Source organism: Bacillus sp. 0209A (assembly GCF_036765095.1).
Classification (GTDB): Bacteria; Bacillota; Bacilli; order Bacillales; family Bacillaceae; genus Bacillus; species Bacillus subtilis_G.
This window is the reverse complement of record NZ_JBAIZV010000001.1, coordinates 36,002-52,214: the sequence shown is the minus strand read 5'-3', so window position 1 is coordinate 52,214 and position 16,213 is coordinate 36,002. Positions and strand designations below refer to the sequence as shown.

Annotated in this window: 1 protein-coding gene; it reads right to left on the bottom strand. The window is 45.6% G+C overall.

What is annotated here, in order from left to right; genetic code table 11:
- Positions 1-83 precede the first annotated feature (83 nt).
- Positions 84-16,169 carry an amino acid adenylation domain-containing protein gene (locus V6D44_RS00095; RefSeq protein ID WP_333516203.1) on the bottom strand — a complete coding sequence of 5,362 codons (16,086 nt, stop codon included), beginning with the start codon at positions 16,167-16,169 and terminating at the stop codon, positions 84-86.
- Between the last annotated feature and the right edge of the window lie 44 nt (positions 16,170-16,213).

The following is a 16,213-nucleotide window of genomic DNA, read 5'->3' as shown; positions in this document are numbered from 1 at the left end:
CCTCCAGTTGGTTTCATTCCTGTTTTGAAGGCGGCTGGCGGCACCCGCGGCATTTGTGCCTGGACAGCCGCTGCCGGCCATGATTAGAAATCCAATTCGATTGTGCTTGCGAGGTGTTTCCTTTTGTTTACTTTTTCGCTTAATTGAATTTCTTTTAAAGGAATGGATGGGTTTCGTAAAATCGCCGAGAGGATCATGACGTAATCCTTGGCCATTACAGCAATGGTTTTCTTTTTAAATAGCTTCGTGCAGTAGTCAAAGCTGCCTTGTATCTCATCTTGGTCCATTACAAAGTTCAGCTGTAAATCAAATTTAGCTGTTGTATTCGTTTGTTCATAAGACTTGACCGCGAGAGAGTCCACTTCAATATCCGTGTGTTCCGTATTTTGCAGGACAAACATCGTATCGAACAATGGATTTCGGCTTAAGTCCCGTTTCACACCCAGTTTTTCTACTAGTTCTTCAAAAGGATACTCTTGATTTTCATAAGCCTTCAGCATTGTTTCTTTTGTTTCCGTTATATAATCCATAAATGTCTTTTCCGCCATCGGAGCGGTACGGATAGCTAATGTATTGACAAACATGCCGATGAGATGTTGCAAATCTTCATGCATTCTTCCCGCAATAGGTGTGCCGATGACGATATCATCCTGTCCGCTGTATTTAGCCAGCAGTATGGAATAGGCCGAGAACAAAATCATATAAGCGGTCGAGCCGGTCAAGTCTTCCAGCTGTTTTACACCTTGGATGACAGTCTTATCGAGCACAAAATTATGCCGCTTCCCATCGAAACTTCTAACCGGCGGTCTCGCAAAATCTTTCGGCAGCTCGAATGACGACAGCTCTTCATGAAATACACCCAGCCAATACTCTTCCTGCCTCTTGATTCGTTCTCTCTGTTCTTTTTGATGTTTCCATTCAGTAAAGTCTTTGTACTGAATACGGAGCGGAGCTAAATCTTTGCCGCCATACAATTGAATCAGTTCTTCGACAAAAATATTCATGGACGCGCCGTCCGTAATGATGTGGTGCATGTCAAACATGAAAACATTCCTGTCTTGTTCTAACTTAATGAGTCCGGCCCGAAGTAATGGAGCCTGACTGAGATCGAATGGCCGCACGAAGGCGCGGAAAAGTTCTTCAATTTCGTCAGGTGCCGCCTTGTACCTTTCCATAGAAAACTCCACTTGCGGTTTGATCACCTGCACTGGTTCTCCGCGGATCATTTCAAAACCGGTACGCAGTGATTCATGACGATAAATCAGTTTTTGAAATGCGGTTTGTAAGCGATCTATGTCGATTTTTCCCTCTAATGTGAGGATTCCCGGCATATTATAGCTGAGTTCGCCTCCTTCAATTTGTGTCGACAGGTAAACCATTTTCTGCACGGAGGATACAGCATAGACATCTTTTTCTTTGGCAGCCGGAATGTAATCCGGCCTGATGTCTTTCGCTTCTGCGATAAACTGTGCCATTTCTTCAACTGTCGGACATTGGAATACTTCTCTTAATGAAATGTTTTTGCTGAATTGCTGATGAATTTTGGCGATGAGAGTCATCCCCCGTAACGAGTGGCCGCCCAAATCGAAAAAGTTATCTTTCACTCCTATTTCTTTTATCTTCAAAATGTCACGCCAGATGCCTATCAGCTGCTTTTCCATACTCGTCCGCGGAGCAACGTAGTCGATCCCGGTTTGCAAACCTGCTTCAGGCATCGGTAACGCTCTTCGATTTACTTTTCCATTGGAGGTTAACGGCAGTTTCTCCAGTTGGATGAAGTATGAAGGGATCATGTATCCCGGTATTTGTTCAGCAAGGTTTTCTTTTAGCTGACTGATCGAGAGTGATTGCTTCGCTGTAAAGTAGGCATACAAATCGCTTTGCCCGTCTTCATTTTCTCTGGCCAGAACAACTGCTTCTTGGACATGCTCTAGAAGAGCGGCTTCCGGCTCACCGAGTTCAATCCGGTAACCGCGAATTTTGACTTGATGGTCCATCCTACCAGCATATTCAATGTTCCCGTCAGGAAGGTAACGGGCCAGATCACCTGTTTTATACATCCGTTGATTCGGATCATATGGATGCGGAACAAATGTTTCGAGCGTCAAAAGCTCTCTGTTATGATAACCACGTGCTAAGCTGACCCCTGAAATACAAAGTTCGCCGACAATTCCGATAGGCTGAAGCGTTCCTGCTTCATTCAAAATGAAAATCTCCGTATTTGAAATCGGTTTGCCGATTGGCTGAAGTTCCTGTTCTGTATCCGGATCAACGGTATACATGGTCACGACATGTGTCTCCGACGGGCCGTAATGATTATGCAATGTGACATGGTGGCGTGCCAGCATGTCACGCAGCATACTTGTTACGATGAGCTGTTCTCCCGCAGCGATGATGTGATCCACGCACTCGGCAAACGGTTCGAAATGGTGTTTCTCCGAGGCAAGGAGCTTAAGGAAAGCGGTCGGAAGAAATGCTGTTTGTACCCTATGCATTTTGACAAATTCATTGAGCTGACGTATTTCCCGTTTCGCCTCATTGCTGATGATACAGAGTGTTCCTCCGCTTGAAAGCGCCGAAAACATTTCTTGATAGCAGACATCAAAGCTCATTGCGGCAAATTGCAGCACTCTGTCAAAGCGCAGCTGCGTATGCCCCTGCTCATAAGCGAGCAGATTCGTCATCGTTTTATGCTCTAGCTGAACTCCTTTTGGTTTCCCTGTTGTGCCTGACGTGTAAATGATGTACATTAAATCATTTTCCGAATAGGAAAGATTAAGATTGTCTGTACCGCCTTGATATAGTAACGGATCATCAAGCAGAAGCACTTCCCCTTTAAAGAGCGGCGGAATGACATGACCTGCACTAGTCAAAAGCACACTGGCGCCGCTGTCTTTTATCAAAAAAGCCCGCCGTTCATCAGGAAGTTCCGGATCGATAGGAAGAAATGCTCCGCCCGCCTTTAATATGGCTAAAATGCCGATGATCATATTTGCTGAGCGATCCGTGAGAACGGCAACCACCTGATCTGTGCCAACACCCTTATCTTGGAGGATGAGCGCCAACTGATTGGAACGTTCATTCAGCTGACGATAAGTCAGAGTTTGATTTCCAAATATGACGGCTTCATGATCTGGGTTAAGCGCAGCCTGCTGCTCAAAAAGTTGATGAACCGCTGCCGGATTACGTTTTTCTGCAGTTGCAGTATCGTTAAAGAGTTTCTGGATTTCACTGTTCTCTTCTTGGGTCATCATATCCAAACTAGCCAGCTCGGCCTCAGGCTGTTTGATAACCGAATCAATCAGCTGCACAAAATGTCCCATCATACGTTCGATCGTTTCCGGTTTAAACAGAGCCGTCAAGTATTCCATCGTGAAATGAATACCCGACTCCTCTTCCACAGCCGTTAAGGTTAAATCAAATTTAGCCATCGTATGTTCACTTGGGAATGGTTTGAAAGTTACGTCATTTATCTCTAACTGTTCCTGCTCCGTGTTTTGAAGCACAAACATGGTGTCAAACAGCGGATTACGGCTCAAATCTCTAGCAATATCCAGTTGATCAACCAGCGCTTCAAAAGGGTAATCTTGATGCTCGTAAGCTTTCAAAGCATTCTCCTTCACCTCGGCCAGATACTGAGTGAAATTCTTCCATTTTTCAGGGTGATTTCTCATCGCCAGTGTATTTACAAACATTCCGATAATGGGTTCCAAATCCGCATGCGGTCTCCCCGCTATTGGGCTGCCGACAATAATGTCTTCCTGGCCGCTGTATTTTGAAAGCAATAAGGTATAAGACGCAAGGAGCACCATATATAAAGTGGATTCTGTTTGAGATGCGAGCTGCTTTAACCCTTCGCTTTTTTGCTTATCAAGCGTGAAATGCATCGTGGCTCCCGCAAAATCCCGTGCCGACGGCCGTTTATAATCGGTAGGCATATGAAGGACAGGAACGTCGCCGCTGTACAGCTCTAACCAATAGGCTTCTTGGTTTTGGATCTGTTTTAAACGCGCTTGTCCGGTCTGCCATACTGCGTAGTCCTTGTACTGGATGCGCAGGGGCGGCAATGTCTCTCCTTCATAAATCCGAATAAATTCTTTAATCAATACGCTCATAGATGTTCCGTCAGAAATAATGTGATGCATATCAAACAGCAGAATTCCGCGGTCAGGTTGAAGTTCAATCAGCCCCACACGAAGCAGCGGCGGCTTCTCCAGATCAAACGGACGAATAAATTGGCGGATATAAAGGTCTGCATCATTTTCTTCTGCCTGATACCACTCTGCTTCAAACTCTGCGTGATCCAAGACATACTGAACAGGTTCTCCGCCGGCCATTTTAAAACCGGTGCGCAAAGATTCATGACGTTGAATCAGTGTGAGGAAGGCTTGCTGCAGCTTATCACGATCAAGCTTGCCCTCGACAGCCATCAGACCCAGCATGTTGTAACTGAGTTCTCCGCCTTCCAGATGATTGAGAATGTACAATCGTTTTTGCGCCGAAGATACCGGATAATATGGTCTTTTCTCAATTGCAGGAATCCCGGCATACCCGGTTTGCTCCATCGTCGTGATTTCCCGCGCAAGCTGTTCAATGGTTGGGAAACGGAATACGTCCCGCAAAGGAATTTGGACATGCATTTGTTTTTGTATTTTTGCAATAAGCGCGGTTGCCCGCAGGGAGTGGCCGCCGATATCAAAAAAGTGATCTCGAATCCCGACCTGCTCTAACCCGAGAACATCCTGCCAAATTGCCGTCAGCTGGATTTCTGCCGGAGTCTGCGGCAGCACGTATTCTATGCCTTTATCCCGATTTTTGACCGGAGCCGGTAATAACTGACGGTTCAACTTCCCGTTTGGCGTCAGCGGCATCTTATCCAGCTGCACAAAATGAGCCGGTATCATATATCCCGATAAATGCCGTGCCATACTTTCGCGAAGTTCACTGATCTGTATTAGATTATCCGCAGTATAGTATCCGCATAGGAAATAATCTCCATCCGCATCTTTAAGGGCAATTGCGGCGGCTTCTTGAATATCGGGGATGTTCAGCATTACCGATTCGATTTCACCGAGTTCGATCCGAAAACCGTGAATTTTCACCTGATGATCAATCCGGCCGATAAATTCAATATTTCCATCTGGCATAAGGCGGGCCAGATCACCGGTTCTATACATTCGGTCCGTCGGGACAAACGGATCGGTAGAAAATTTTTCATCCGTTAGTTCCGGCAGGTTCAAGTAACCCCGTCCGACACCGTCCCCTGCAATATACAGCTCGCCTTGAACGCCAGCCGGCTGTAGCCGTTTTTTTGAATCCAAAATGTACATGCGGTTGCTGCCTAACGGCTTGCCTATAGGGACATAGTTTTGGCTGCGTGTCCAAGCATCGGAAGCACATTCAATGTTGAAGAAGGACGCGTCTACGCAAGTTTCTGTAGGGCCATATACATTGGTGATCGCAGGCGCAGCACCATGCTCGCCGAATGCTTGCATGAGCTTATTTACCGTCGTTTTGGAAAGCGCCTCTCCTCCGATTAACAGATGCTGAAGCGGGACTCCCTGCAAATCACCTGCAGCTATCAAAAGTTTTAAGTGGGCAGGTGTTCCGTCAGTTATATCAATGCAATGCTGCCGATAGTAACGGCATAATGCTGCACCGTCTGACACGACATCCTTGGGAACAATAAACAAGGTATGACCTAACAGCAAGGAAGCATACATCTGCTGAACAGAAGCATCAAAATAATATGGGGCAAGCATGGCAACATTCAGCTCCGCATCATAGGCAGAGTAAACTTGGCGGCTCAGTCCTTCAATCAAGTGAATGACCTGGCGATGTTCAATTAGCGTGCCTTTAGGCTTGCCTGTCGTGCCGGAAGTATAAATGGCATAGGCCAGTTGACTCGACTGATAAGAGAGCGCAAGGCCGCTGTCTTTTTCGTGATAGGCACTTTCCTCCATGAGATCGATACATGTTCCTGAGAAGCAGATATTATCCTGCAGCTTCCCGCGATAAAGCAATACACTGATGCCTGAATCACTAAAAATATAACGAATGCGTTCAGGCGGAGAATCAGGATCTATCGGCAAATATGCGCCGCCCGCTTTTAAAACTCCCAAGATGCCTACAATCATCTCCAGCGATCGTTCAGTCATAATGCCGACAAGCTGATCGGACTGTACTCCCTTTGCCTGTAAGGTTCGCGCAAGCTGATTGGCCCGCCGATTCAGTTCCCCGGAGCTTAATTGGTTACCCTCGAATACAACCGCCGTATGGTCCGGCGTACGATGCGCTTGTTCCTCGAACCACTCATGAATCGTTTGTTCGTGCTGATATTTCTTGCCGACAGACTGAAAATGGCTGAGCAGGTCTTCTTTTTCTCGTTGAGTCAAAAGCTCCAATTCTTCTATTTTGACAGATGGCTGCTTCAATACTTGCTGCATGAGCTGTTCAAAATGTCCGCAGATCTGCTCCACTTCTGATTTTTCATATTCATTTTCATTAAAACCGAAATGAACGGCCAGCTGTTTGCCAGGAATGACAACCACATTCAAATCATAATGGGAGTGTTCCTGCATATGAAAATTCATGACGTTCAGTTCCGTATCATAACGGCTTGCCTCTTCAACCTGCTGCCCTATCGGATAGTTTTCAAAGATCATGATATGGTCAATCAGGTTTTGTTTCTGTTCCGTCTGGGCCTGAATTTCGTATAAAGGAAAGGTATCGTATGCTTGGGAAGCCAGTGCGTTTTGTTGAACCATTTGCATCGTATCAGCAAAAGAACTGTCCTCATCACAGCGGATGCGAACCGGAATGGTATTGATGAACAGGCCGATCATCTGTTCCACCCCAGGGATTTCCGCCGGCCTTCCGGACACGACGTTGCCAAATACAACGTCTTGCGACCCGCTGTATTTCTGTAATAAAATTCCCCACAACGTTTGGATCAACGAATTTAATGTCACTTGATGCTGGTTTGCGATCTGCTGCAATTGCTTTGTCTGTTCTTGGTCTAGTTCGCAGGTCACATTAGCATAGGCATATGCTTTTTGTTCATGCTTCGGTCGTTTATGAAGAAGCCTGGTTTCACCTTTATAACCGTCAAGATACTCGCTCCAGTACCGTTTGGCCGCTCCCTGATCTTGGAGATGAAGCCACTCGATATAGTCGCTGTAATGAGCTGCAGAAGGCAGTTCTGTTTCTCTGCCTTCTTGCAAGGCGTTATAATACTCAAACACTTCCTTCGTGATAAGAGACAGGCACCAGCCGTCCATAACAATATGATGAAAGCTCCAAATCAAATGATATTTGCTGTCTTCCATACGGAAAATCGCTATGCGCATCAGCGGATCCCGAGCTAAGTCAAATCCTTTTGCCTTGTCTTCTCTTTGATAGGCTGCGATTGCATCCTCACGCAGATGCTCCTCTATGTCACGCAAATCTGCAAAATGAATTTGCGGTTTTTGCGTTTTATAGACAATTTGTAAAGGAGTATCGTTCCAGCCGCTGTAAAAACGGGTTCTGAACACGGCGTATGTTTCAAATAATCGTTCCAAGCTCGCTTTAAAGCAATCAATCTTTAACTCTCCCTGCAAATCGAACGATGCTTGTTCGAAATAAGAATGTGAGTCCTCATCCAGCAAGCTGTGGAAGAGCATTCCTTTCTGCATCGGAGTGAGCGGATACACGTTTTCAATCTCACCTGCATGCGGCAGTTGAATGAGGAGCTGATCCAATTCGTCAATGGACATGCCTTTTAACAAAATATCGCTTGGCGTCAGTTCCGATTGTTCTTTATGAACGCAATGCGTAATGATTGTCCGCAGGCGGCTTTGAATCGTTTCCGATAACCGCTTGATCGTTTCTTTTGTGTACTGTTTGCTGCTGTAGCTGATCGTAAACCTCAGCTGTCCCTCGGTTATCATTCCGTTTATATTCAAGACATATGGTCTTTCTTGATTCCCGCTCGAGTCTGAACCGCAGGAGTAAGAAGATAATTGAATCGCATGCTGCTGCAAATCTTGGTCAAACTGCCCCAGGTAGTTAAAACAAATCTCCGGATTTAATTTTGATGGCATTGCGTCGCTTAAGTACCTTGCTATTCCATATCCGATCCCTTTATGCGGAATGTGGCGCAGTCCTTCTTTGGTCAACTTGATATAATAAGAGATTTCTTTGCCTGATTGCGCGTGTAGAACAACTGGATACAGACTTGTGAACCATCCAACCGTACGGGAGACATCCATATCTAGACTCATCTGTTCTCTTCCGTGTCCCTCTAAATGAATCGGAATCTGTTCAAGTCCTGACAAGTGTGATATGGAAAGACCAAGGGAGGTTAAAAGCAAATCGTTTATTTCAGTGTTATAAGCGCGATTCGCTTGTTTTAATAACAGCTCGGTTTCTTCTTTAGTCCATTCCACGGTTTCCGTTTCACTGTCTTTTGAAGTCGTATGTGTTTCATGAAAATCCTTAGGCAGCGGTTTCACATCGGTTTGTTCGATCTTTGTCCAATATTCCTGTTCTTGTTTTATGGTTTCACTTTGCGTATATTCAGAAAGCCTCTTGGCCCATAATTGGAAAGAGTCCGTTTTTTGCGTCAGTTGAATCACTTGCCCGTTTTCAGCTTGCCTGTAACCACTAACGATATCCTCCAATAAAATCCGCCATGAAACCCCGTCTACAATCAAATGATGGATGGCAATCAGCAAGTGATCTCCATCTGCACATTGAAACAATCCGATTTTCATTAACGGTCCGTCACTTAAACGAATACTGCCTTGTATCTCATTTGCCTTGGCTTCAATTGTCAGCCCCGGATCGGATTCTGCTTTTAGATTCAGAACTTCTAGGTGGTAAAGCCCGCTTGGCGCGATCTCTGCATTCTGTGCCTCGTAACCATTCTCTGTCTGCTGGAACGTCATGCGGAGCGCATCATGGTGTTCTGCAAGCTTTTGCAAGGTTTGGCGCAGCGGCATTTCCTGAAAACCTTCCGGTGCATACAGCATGACGGCTTGATTATAATAATGCTGATCTGTCGTTATTTGTTCGAAAAACCAATGCTGAATAGGAGTCAGGCTGACTTTTCCTTTGACTTCACCCTGATCGGCTATACGCAAATTCTGCTTGATGTGCGGAGTCAATTCGGCAATCGTTGCATATTGGAACAAGTCTTTGATTTCCATTTTGTATCCGTTTTGATTTAATCTTGATGACACTTGGATTGATTTAATCGAATCTCCGCCAAGATCAAAGAAATTATCCAAAATACTTACGTTCTCTGCGCCTAATACAGCTTCCCAGGCGGAAACTAATATTTCTTCCACGTTTGTTCGGGGAGCCTTATACTCTGCTCTGTCCTGCAGCTCGAAATCCGGAGCAGGCAGCGCTTTTTTGTTTATTTTCCCATTGGAAGTTAAAGGCATTTCATCCAGCTCAATAAAATAAGCCGGAATCATATAACTCGCCAAGCAATGAGACAATTGTTTCCGGAGCCGGGATCCCGTTATTTGCCCGCCGCTCACGTAATACGCACACAATTGTTTAAACCCGTGGACATCTTCTCTGGCTGTAACGACCGCTTTTTTAATCGCTTCTTCTTGAAGCAGCGCCGCCTCGATCTCGCCTAATTCGATACGATAGCCTCTGATTTTCACTTGTTCATCTATTCTGCCCGCATATTCAATGTTTCCGTCAGCCAGCCACTTTGCCAAATCTCCGGTCTTATACATCTTGGCTTCGGATGCAAACGGGTCATCGACAAATTTCTCTGCCGTCAATTCCGGACGGTTCAAATATCCTCTTGCCACACCGGCGCCGCTGATATAGATTTCTCCTGGGACACCGATCGGCGCAGGTTTCATATTCTCATCCAGCACATAAATGCTCATGTTTGCTGCAGCCGTTCCGATCGGTACCGATTCCCGCCTGTCCTTCACGGCATCGTAACGGTAAATCATGCAGCCGACAACGGTTTCCGTCGGTCCGTACTCATTGCATATTTCAATTTTGCCTTCGAACTGTTCATGAATACTTTTGGCTAACCGGGTGCTTAGATTCTCCCCGCCCACAATCAGTCTTCGGACAGCCGTCTTATCGGCGATGTTCATTTCTTTCAAAACCTGCAAATGGGCCGGGGTCAATTTAATAATATCCACCCTCGGGTCCTGTACAATCGATGCGAGCAGTGCTGTTTTGTCCTCTCCGTCATAGACGATGATCGTATTGCCTGTGACAAGCGGTGTGAAAATAGAAGTCACCGTCAGATCAAAAGAGATTGACGAGTACAACGGGAAGTTGGTTTTCTCGCCTTTTACATAAACTTCTTTTGCCCACCAAATATAATTGGTCAAGCCTCGGTGCTCGATTAATACGCCTTTTGGCCGGCCTGTGGAACCTGACGTATAAATGACATATGCCAAATGGCTGGCATCACTTATCGGTGCAAGGTCAGAATCATCTTGGTGATACGAGCTTTCATCATCCAGTAAAATCGTGTCGCCTTCATAGGCAAGCTGCTCCCTCACATCTCGCTGCATCAAAACGATGCCGGCTTGAGAGGCATCCAGCATATACCGAATACGGTCTTGCGGATATTCCGGATCTATAGGGACGTAGGCTCCGCCTGATTTTAAAACGGCAAGAATCCCGACAACCGATTCGATACTGTTTCTGCTGATGACAGCCACAGGATGGTCCGCCTGCACGCCCTTCGCTCGTAACGTTCGCGCCAGTTGGTTTGCCCGCTTATTGAGCTCTCCGTACGTGAGCTGCCTGTCTCTATCGATGACGGCCGCTTGATCGGGCGTACGCTGCGATTGTTTTTCAAATAATTGATAAACCGGCGTCTGCGGAAATGGCGCAGCCGTGTCGTTAAGAGTATGAAGAAGGGTTCTTTTTTCGCCTTCCGTTAACAATTCCACTTGGTCCACCTGGATATCCGCATCTGTCACGACTTGCTGCAGGATTTGCATGAAATGTTCCCGAACCCGCTCTATGCTTGCCCGATCATACACAGTTGCATTGTATTCAAAAGAGATGTTCATCTTGTCGCCCGGTATAACGGTCAAATTGAAATCGTAGTTGGTCTGTTCTTCCATCTGTACGTTGGAAATCGTGATGGATGATCCGTTTTGCCGGCCTATGCTTTCCATATACTGATCAACCGGATAATTTTCGAATATCATTAAATGTGTAATTAAATTTTGCTTTTGCGTTGTGCGTGCTTGAATATCGTACAACGGGTGCGTCTCAAATTGTTGAGACGCTACAGCTCTTTCCTGCGCCTCTTTCATAAGCTCGGCAAACGTTGTCCCGGCTTCACATCGGAACCGGACGGGAATGGTGTTAATGAACAAGCCGATCATGGTTTCCACGTTTGGAATTCCAGCGGGTCTTCCGGAAACAACACTTCCAAAAACAACGTCCCGGCTTCGGTTATATTTCTGCAGCAGAACCGCCCATGCCGTCTGCAGCAGCGTGTTCAGCGTGACATGGCGTCTGCCGGCCGTCTGTTTCATTTTTAAAGTGAGATCAGAGCTTATGTCACATGTTACTTTATCCGGAATATATCGTTCTTCCGCCGCATGGTGATCCTTAGGCAGGATGGTTTGCTCCTCATACCCCGCCAAGTACTGATCCCAATAACCCATCGCCTCTTTCGCATCTTGACGGCCGAGCCATTCAATGTATTGACTGTAGGGAGTAATTGCCGGTTGCTCAGGCTGCTTTTGCTGAAGTAAGGCAAAGTAATGCTCGAATATTTCTTTTGTAATCAGCGGCAGGCACCAGCCGTCCATCAAAATGTGGTGAAAACTCCATATAAAACGGTATGCCTTTTCATCCGTGCGAAGAATGAGTAGCCGCATTAACGCGTCTTTCTCTAAGTCGAAACCCCTCATCTTGTCTTTTCTGACATATTCCTGAATCATCTCTTCTTTATGTGATTCCTTCATTTCGCGTAAGTCAATGAATTCAAAACCGATTTTTTTCGTTTTGAATATGATTTGCAGAGGCTGATCCTTCCAGCCTCTGTAAAAATTCGTGCGGAAAATGTCATATTTTTTCGATAAGCCATCCAAGCTTTTCGAAAATGAAGCAATATTCAGGTCTCCATGCAGATCAAACATCGTTTGCTGAAAATAAGCACCAGAACTCGGGTCAAACAAGCTGTGAAACAGCATACCTTTCTGCATCGGTGTTAATGGATAAATGTTTTCCGTTTCGCCCAATTCACTCGTCTGCTCCAAAAGCTGTTCCAGTTCGTCTATTGTGATATCCTTTAACAGGATGTCACTTGGCGTTAGGGTAGTCTGCTGCCGGCTTACGCAATGCGCAATGACTTCCTGCAGACTTTCTTTCAAATTCCGTGCAAATTTCGCCATAGTCGATCTTTCGTATTGTTTGTTGCTGTAGCTCAGCGTCAGCGATAATTTCCCTTCTGCAATCATCCCATTCAAATCAAGCACGACTGTTCTCTCTTGGTTTTCATTCATCGATAACCCTGTGGAAAAAGGTGATATGCGGAAAGCTTGATGCTTCAAATCTTGGTCAAATTGTCCCAAGTAATTAAACGATATTTCCGGATTCAGCTGCAGGCTTCCGGCTTCCGGGCGCCCGGATACATATTTGACGATGCTGTAATTCATCCCTTTATCAGGGATACGGCGCAGCCCTTCTTTCACGCTCTTAATCCGCTGCGACAGGTCTTTGCCGGCTTCCATCTTCAGTACGACAGGGTATTGGCTTGTAAACCATCCAATCGTGCGGGAGATATCCGCATCCGGAATAATTGGCTCTCTCCCGTGGCCTTCCACATTCACGACAATGTCTTCTATGCCAGTCCACCTGTGAACGGCGAGTCCTAATGAAGTCAGCAGCAGATCATTGATTTCCGTGTTGTAGGCGCGATTCGCATGTTTTAATAATTGCTCTGTTTCCTCATTTGTCCATTGAATCTTTACTTCTTCGCTGTCTCTTAATAACGAACCTTCGCTTATGTTGTCCTTCGGCAATGACTGCGGCTTTATGCTTGTAAGGTCAGCCCAATAAGCGATCTCCTGTTCTATGTCGGTTTCCGCTGCATACTTGGACAATTGATCCGCCCAGAATGGAAATGAATCTGTTTTTTGCGGGAGCTGGATCGTTTGCCCGTGCTCTGCCTGCTCATAACCGCTTGCAAAATCCTCAAGTAAAATGCGCCAGGATACTCCGTCAATCACCAAGTGATGAATCGCAATCAGCAAATGATCTCCGTCGGGACATTGGAACAAACCAAGCTTCATCAAAGGACCCTGGTCTAATACCATGCTGCTTTGAATCTCATTCGCTTTATCGGCAATCGCTTGAGCCGGATCGGTTTCCCCTTTATAATTCATCACGTCCAGATGGTATAATTCACTTTCATCTGTCCCTGTAATTCGCGGAGCGTATCCATTCGGCGTTTTTTCAAAAATCATTCTCAAGGCATCGTGATGAGATGCGACACGTTCCATCGTCCGGCGAAGCGGCTCCTCTTTAAAGCCTTCCGCCGAATATAACATGACGGCCTGATTGTAATGGTGTGCATTCAGCATTTTTTGTTCAAAAAACCAATGCTGAATCGGGGTCAGATTTGTCCGGCCGTTTACTTCTTTTTGATCAGCCTTCCTGCCAACCGGCGCTACAAATTGACTTAGATCAGCAATCGCAGGGTATTTAAACAAATGCTTCATATCAACCTTGTATCCGGCTTGATATAATCTCGAAGACACCTGAATTGATTTAATCGAATCTCCTCCAAAATCAAAGAAATTATCGAGAATCCCTATACGCTCAGCCCCTAATACTTCTTGCCAGATAGACGCCAGCAGTTCTTCTGTTGGGTTTCGCGGGGCTATGTATTCGTTATCCATCCGCGTTTTTTCTTCGGCAGCAGGCAAAGCTTTCAAATCAATTTTTCCATTGGAAGTGAGCGGTATGTGTTCCAAATGGATAAAATAGGAGGGAATCATATAATCCGGCAGTTTACGGGACAAATCGTCTCTGAACTGCGCAGCGGTCAAAGAAGGCTCACCGACATAATAGGCATACAATTGCTTGGCTCCGTCTTCGTCTTCCCACGCAACGACAGCAGCTTCACGAACTTTTTCAAGATTGAATATGGCGGCCTCTACCTCGCCGATCTCGATACGGTAGCCGCGAATTTTCACTTGATGATCGATTCGCCCTAAATATTCGATTCTTCCATCTGGCAACCACCTGGCGAGGTCACCCGTTTTATACATCTTTTGACCAGGAAGATGCACATGCTGAACAAACTTTTCTTCCGTCAATACAGGCTGATTGAGGTAGCCGCGGGCCACTCCCGCTCCTCCGACATACAGCTCTCCCGGTACGCCGATCGGCTGGATTTGAAGGTGCGCTCCTAAAATATAGGCTTGGTGGTTGGCCACCGGTTTGCCGATTGTGATCTGTTCATCTGCGGACTGAACAGGGTGAAATGTAGATACCACACTATTTTCGGTCGGTCCGTATTCATTATTGATTTGAATGTGAGGCTGCAGAGAATATAGCTTCTCAACTGTATCTATTTCCAGCTGCTCGCCGCCTACAACAACATGCTGGACATGAATAAAGTCCTCTGCGTTCATTTGTTCGATCATCGTTTTCAGAAGACGGGGAGAAGTTGAAAAATGTGTAATTCTCTCTTGTTTCATGGTGTTTTGAATGGCGAAAAGGTCTTTATTCTCTTCATTTGGCAAAAGGTGCAAGGTTGCCCCTGATATAAGGGGGCTGAAGAAATTTAAAATGAATGCATCAAAAACATAGGGATACAAGACAAGCACGCGATCCTTGGCAGAATGCTTGAAAAACGCCTTCTTCCACTGAAGCGAGTTCACAATGCCGCCGTGTTCAACCATGACCCCTTTCGGCAATCCTGTTGTGCCTGAGGTATAAATGACATAGGCTAAATGGTTGTGTTCCGCTACGGGTGATAATAATGAGCAGTCCGTATGGTAAGATGATTCATCATTCAGATCGATCGTTTGTCCGTCAAAGGTCAGGCTGTTTTTGAAATGACGCTGAACAAGGAGAACGTCTGCATTCGCATCATGAAGCAGATATTGAAGCCGCTCTTTTGGGTATTCAGGGTCCAGGGGCACATAAGCGCCCCCCGCCTTCCAAATGGCTAGAATAGACACGATCATTTCTAATGAACGATCAGCCAGAATGGCGACCAACGTATCGGCTTGAACGCCGCAGTTACGCAATGTTCTTGCCAAACGGCTGGCCTTTTCATTCAATTCTCTGTAGGTCAGATGGCTGTTTTTGAACTTGACGGCTTCATGCTCAGGCGTTCTTTGTGCTTGTTCTTCAAATAATTGATAGACGGTTCTGCTCCCGGAGTAATCTGCGCCGGTGTCATTAAAATCAAACAATAGTTTCTGTTTTTCTGTTTCGGGTACGACCTCTGCCGTATGGATCGCAGCTTGAGGCTGAAACAAGATTATAGAAAGCAGCTGATCTAAATGGGCTGCAATTTGATCTATATAGCCCTCGTCGTACAGATTGCCGTTATAAAAAAGCTTTAATTGAATTCCGTCGTTCTCCAAATCAAAGTGAAACAGCATATCGGTCGCAACATCTTCTTTAAATTGCAAGGAATGAATTTGGTTAAGCGAAACGACGGTATGAATCAACGGCAGACGCTTATCATTGTATTGCACGTTTAGATGCTGAACCATTTTTCGGAACGGCAGGTTTTGATTTTTCAGCGAATCATGAACGGCTTCTTTTATTTGCTCGAATACGGTTTTAAACGTGCTCTGGCTTGTAAGCCTGTTTTTCAAGAGGACAATGGTGTTAACAGCTGACTGGCTGCTTTTTTGCTTCGATATCGTTGGAATGCCAAGAATCAGGCTCGTTCGATCCGTATATTTATACAACAAGCATTCAATACCTGCCAATAAAATCAAATAGGCAGCCATGTCAGAATGATTAGCCATTGTCATTATTCTTTGAGATACTTCCGGAGATAAGGAACGGCAGATGCATTTTTCCTGATAGCCGGTACGGGACAATGACGTGTTGTCCGCCGCTTTAAAGTAAGGGAATGCGCTTAGGCCGTCATCTTCATCAAATAGGTTATCCCAGTACATTTCTTGAGTTTTAAAAACCGACATTGGAGCACCTCATTTTGTATAATTTAAAGAAATAAATACTTTTC